The sequence below is a fragment of the Sedimentitalea sp. XS_ASV28 genome (assembly GCF_041224545.1).
GTDB lineage: Bacteria > Pseudomonadota > Alphaproteobacteria > Rhodobacterales > Rhodobacteraceae > Sedimentitalea.
The window spans coordinates 1-4,548 of record NZ_JBGFGP010000111.1; the positions used below are offsets into that span (position 1 = coordinate 1).

The following is a 4,548-nucleotide window of genomic DNA, read 5'->3' on the forward strand; positions in this document are numbered from 1 at the left end:
CGGCTGAGGTCGACGAACGCTATGTCCAAAAGCAGCTGGGGCACGCCTCGGCCGAGATGACCCGCCGCTACCAGCGCCGTCGCGACCGGTTCCGCGTGAACCTGACCAAGGCCGCTGGTCTCTGACCCCCTGCCCCATCACACCGCCTGCCCGCTGAGCCTGCCATAGAAGCTGCGCTCGAGATGCAGCTCCCCTGCCCCGGCCTTTTCGACCATGCCGCGCAGATAGCCGCCCGGCGACGAAACTTCGCCTGCGCAATGCTTCTCGAAGACAAGGGCCAGCGCCGCTGTCGCCACCTGTTTGCCAAGACGGTCCTGGGCCACATTCCACGCATGCTCGGACACCCCAATCATCGGCCTGAGTTGACCAGCGACCCGGTGCAGATCGCCCCAATCTTTCAGGAACCCGCCCATATTGCGCGCCCAGGACGCGAATTCCGGACAGGCCTGCATGATTGTGGGAAGATCCAGCGCAGCGCGCTTCTTGCGCACTTCGGCGACCCATTCTTCCAGCTCCCTATCAACCTGATCTTCGGGCTGAGCATTGGGCACCACGGCCGCGACTTCCTCATTTTCTGAGGAATTACGAGTTACAGGATTAAGTTGGTTTGTAATTAGTATATGAGGGTCAGAAATGACCTCCCTGGGGTTCATTTCTTGAGTCTTCTCAGAAACTTGTTCCCTGGTTTCAGGCGTGTTTTCCACAATTTGAGCGACCTCAGTTGCCTTGAGATACGCCGCCTCGACACGCTCCTGAAGCTCCTTGAACCACATCAGGAGTCGCGCAAGTTGCTCGGAGGCTTCATGGCGGCGCGGAAGCCGGTCCAGAAGCTCCTCGAAGAGACCCGTAAATTGCGTCCAGGGGCCGCGTAGCGCGCTGCTGACGGCGGCCTCAATCCGAGCGCGGATCATCCGACGTGCCACCGTGATCTGGCGCTTCAGGCGCTGACAGAGCTCGCGTTCGGCCTGCAATTCGGCATGAAGCTCCTCGAACTCATCGACACGGGCTGAAAGCGGCGACAGATCGAAGCCATAGGCCTCGACGATGCGCCCTTCGGCGTCCCTGCGGCCCCACCGCTTGCCGTTTGGGCTGTCCTGGAAGGAGATGACGCCTATCTCGGCCAGGCGCCGTGCATGGCGCTTGAGTGCGGAGAGCGAGAAGCCCGTCTGTTCCATCAGATAGGCGTTCGACGCCCAGACGATCGGGCGCTGCCCCTCCTCCCAGTCCTGGGCCTGCGTAAAGGCCCCGAGCGTATCAAGAAGCATCATGTCTCCGGCCTTGAGGCCAATGTAGGCTCCTACCCGCTTCACAGCGACAAATGCCCGCGTTTTGGGTACGGCAACCTGTTCACCGGCTTGGGCAAGCTGCTCTGCAATGCCAAGACCCGGTGTCGGCTTGCGCCAACCTGTATGTTTCATGCCTGTTTCTCACCTCCAGTTATGTGGAGGCAAAAGAAAGCCGTTCGCCAAAGTGGCGTTCTTGTTGACAGTGATTCGCGGGAGAGATATCGTCTAAGCGACCAAACTTTTCAGATTAGCTCTCAGGCCACGCTGCTTGGGGGCTTTTCTTTTGCCTAGATCATTGTTCTGACTGCTCCTCTTTCGTCGCGAGGAATTCGTTGTACAGCTGATCAAGCCGACCCGAGAGAAAGTCCCCGAACTCGGTTGAATCTTGTGCCGTAAGCGAAATGCTGAATGCCTTTCCGGAACGACCGATGACTCCCTTGATGCGGCCTTTGCCGGCAGTCCAGGTTCGTTTCTTGGGCATGGCACGCGTATTTCGGCGCTTCGGCGCCCTGCCCGCTTCTGCCAGCTTGCTGTGCAGGAACTCAAAGCGAGCATCACTGTCGAGGTTCTGAAACCCGTCGAACTCCAAAGCTTCCTTGAGGATCTTGTCGTTCGATGGTTCCGAAGCCAACTTCTTGAAGTCTTCCCAGCGATCACGCCCAATCTGCTTGGCCGGCCCAATCTGTTCGATGACATGCCGAGGGACGTTCTGCGCCACTGACAGCATCCGTGAAAGCAACGTCCCATCGATGGTAAGAGCGGACTGGATCACGTCCTTGGCTTGCCCCATATCCAAGAGGCTCTTCGCAAATAGGGCTTTCTCAATAAAAGAGAGATCTGCGCGCGCAGTGTTTTCCTGCCCTTGAGCAAGAATGTGAGCCACATCGTCCATTGGTTTTACAACTGCGCGAACCTTACGGCCGAGCACCGAAGCAACTCGCACACGGCGATGCCCGAAGACGATCATATAGCGGCCATCCGCTTCCGGATGCGGTCTAAGCAAAACCGGCGTGTCCTGGCGACCTGCTGCGATCGATGCTTTCAGTTCTTCGAAAGCAACATCGTCATCACTAAGCCGATCCGAAACGAATGACACATCGATCAATTGCGGATCGATCTCGACAATGGTTTCGCCTTCAAGGAGACGCTTCGAGTTCTCCGCAAGGCTATCAATCGAAACCTTCATCGATTTCGAAGCACCGCGCATTGCGTATCCAGATCGACCGGAATCCTTGGGCTGCTCCGGCGAGCCGGCCATAACGCTCTTCAGGAGGTCTTTGCGAGCCATCAAGCCATCTCCCTTTCGCCAGAATCCAACCGACGCGCAGCGCACATTTCGACAGTTGCACGGCTGTCAAAACTGGCTCTCTGCACGGCTGTCAAAACCTTAGTCATTCACGCCCCCAAGCCTTGTGGATCAGTTCGGCGATTTCGTCGTTCACATCATTCAAAGACGTAACTGCGCGGTCGTAAGTAGTCCGCACGAACTGAGACCGTTCAACTTCGTAAAGCGTCTGCTTGGTGATCCCAGCGTCGGAGATCGCCGTAGATTTCAGCACAGGAGCCGACAGCATCTGATTTGGGAACATCGCCTGGAGGAACCCAACCATCTGCTTTTGGGGACCGTCCGTTGGTTCAAACCGCGTTACGAGGTAACGGAACCACTTCAGGCGCATGTTCGCTCCAGCGTCACGGATCGTCTTCATGATCCCGCCCAGCATCAGGAGAAACTGGCTCATCGACATGACGTCCAGCATCTGAGGATGGACTGTCACAATTACCGAAGATGAAGCCGTCAGAGCAGTGAGCGTGAGGTAGCCCAGCTGAGGAGGGCAATCGATTACGACCACGTCATAGCGGTCATCAACCTCGCTAAGCGCCTTTGATATACGAGTGAAGAAGGTGCGGCCCTCATGGGGATCGCTGCTCGTCAAAGCAACCGGGGTATCGTATTCGTATTCTTGAAGCTCGAGACTTGCCGGAACGATATCTAGGTTGGGAAAGTTTGTTTGCCGGATCACCTCTGAGATCGGCTTGCGCTCGTCATCATACCGAAGTGTTTCGTAGAGCGAAGGCACGTCGTCGAGCTCAGGCTGAATGCCATGCAAAGCTGTGAGCGAGGCTTGAGGGTCCAAGTCGATCGCAAGAACTCGATGCCCCTTCAACGCCAAGTGCTGAGCGAGGTGAGCGGCGGTAGTGGTCTTTCCGGAACCCCCTTTGAAGTTCACGACAGACACGACGTGCAGTTCTTCGCCAGGCTGACGATAAGGGACATAACGGCGTTTACCGGGGCGGCCATGCTTGTCGAGATAAGCTCTCAGTTCCAGCATTTGCTCGGCCGAGTAGCTGCGCCTCCCGGACGACGACGTTTCAGGTTCAGGACCTTTGCCTTCGAGATGAAGCTTCTTAATGGTCGACTGCGTCACGCCGAGATAGTAGGCAACCTCGGCCAATGAAAACTGACGTAGACCTTTTTGGGCGTCCGGAGGATACTGTTCCTGCCGCAACATATTGAGTCGGTCGGAAATCAACTCTCCTTGCTGTAGGATGATCTCGTCGAAGGGTTGATCCTTCGTATCAGCCGCAAAAGACCGTTCTCGCATCCGCCTGCCCTCTAAATATCGCTTTTTCAGCGATTTCGCCCATTAAAGTGTCATCTACACGGAAAAACGAGTCTTAACAACGATTTTCGCCCGGCGGTTAGCTTTTACCCTATCCACCAGAGTGCCTAGATGTCTCGACAATGTGTAGCGATCGAGGATTGTAGTTACCCAATATCTAGGGGGACCTGTCACTAGCTCGGATGTGCAGTCAACTTTCACTTCGCATCAGCTGACCTCAACTATCTGTTATTATTTTATTTTTCCGCACTGCACGGCTGTCAAAATGCAATGCGCTCGAAGCCTCGGAACGCTAGGGGGACCACGAATCCGTCTCCTCCAAAACGGATTGCGTCATCATCATCTTGCGCCAAGTCAGTGATCAGTTGCTTCCACCACGCCCACCAACCACTGGCTGCAAAATGCGGGGAATACGTGTCAGCGCGAAGGGAAACAGTGGAAATCGGCTGGGTTGCACCAGCCGATTCTTTACGTCACGCGGCGTCTTTCGGGCCCCAGGAGATGACGGCCTGCAGGGACAGATCGTCCTGGTTCGCGGCCTTGCCGAGGTTGGCGTTGAAGCCGTGGTCGCGGATCGTCAGGGTGTAGTAGTCGGCGCCGGTCTCCTTGTTCTGCTTCTTCCAGATGCCACCGCACTCGAC

Annotated in this window: 3 protein-coding genes and 1 pseudogene; 1 reads left to right on the forward strand and 3 read right to left on the reverse strand. The window is 56.4% G+C overall.

What is annotated here, in order from left to right:
• A pseudogene (locus AB9K34_RS08665) lies at positions 1 to 125 on the forward strand (integrase); the annotation flags it as partial.
• A gap of 12 nt (positions 126 to 137) precedes the next feature.
• Here the strand turns inward: AB9K34_RS08665 and repC are convergent.
• The 3 genes from repC to repA all read right to left on the reverse strand — a co-directional run bounded on the left by repC (position 138) and on the right by repA (position 3,889).
• Entirely contained in the window at positions 138 to 1,418 is a 1,281-nt protein-coding gene (gene repC, locus AB9K34_RS08670; protein ID WP_369954035.1) for a plasmid replication protein RepC, read from the reverse strand.
• Between the two features lie 160 nt (positions 1,419 to 1,578).
• On the reverse strand, positions 1,579 to 2,574 hold the full coding sequence (gene repB / locus AB9K34_RS08675) for a plasmid partitioning protein RepB (protein WP_369954036.1): 996 nt from the start codon (positions 2,572 to 2,574) through the stop codon (positions 1,579 to 1,581).
• A 103-nt stretch (positions 2,575 to 2,677) separates the two neighbouring features.
• Positions 2,678 to 3,889: a plasmid partitioning protein RepA gene (gene repA, locus AB9K34_RS08680; protein WP_369954037.1), complete on the reverse strand. Its 1,212-nt coding sequence runs from the start codon at positions 3,887 to 3,889 to the stop codon at positions 2,678 to 2,680.
• Between the last annotated feature and the right edge of the window lie 659 nt (positions 3,890 to 4,548).